The sequence below is a fragment of the Streptomyces scopuliridis RB72 genome, assembly GCF_000718095.1.
Lineage (GTDB): Bacteria > Actinomycetota > Actinomycetes > Streptomycetales > Streptomycetaceae > Streptomyces > Streptomyces scopuliridis.
The window spans coordinates 1-274 of sequence record NZ_JOEI01000104.1 but is presented as its reverse complement, the minus strand read 5'-3'; the positions used below and the strand labels follow the sequence as shown (position 1 = coordinate 274).

Genomic DNA, 274 nt, shown 5'->3' with positions numbered 1-274 from the left:
GGCGGGCGCGGGAGACGACCTGGAGGCTGATGATGGAGTCGCCGCCGAGGTCGAAGAAGTTGTCCTCGATCCCCACCCGGGACAGACCCAGCACCTCCGCCCACACTCCGCAGAGAATCCGCTCGGCCTCGGTACGCGGCGCGGTGTACGCGGACTCCGCGGCCACGAACTCGGGCGCGGGCAGGGAACGACGGTCCAGCTTGCCGTTGGCGTTCAGGGGCAGCGAGTCCAGTACGACGAAGGCCGCCGGGACCATGTACTCGGGCAGAGCCGA

1 protein-coding gene is annotated in these 274 nt (G+C 69.7%); it reads right to left on the bottom strand.

Features of this window, described 5'->3' with window-relative positions; all coding sequences use genetic code 11:
- Positions 1 to 274, bottom strand: a 274-nt coding sequence (locus IF11_RS37525; RefSeq protein WP_037729553.1) for a phosphopantetheine-binding protein, incomplete at both ends; no start/stop codon positions are given.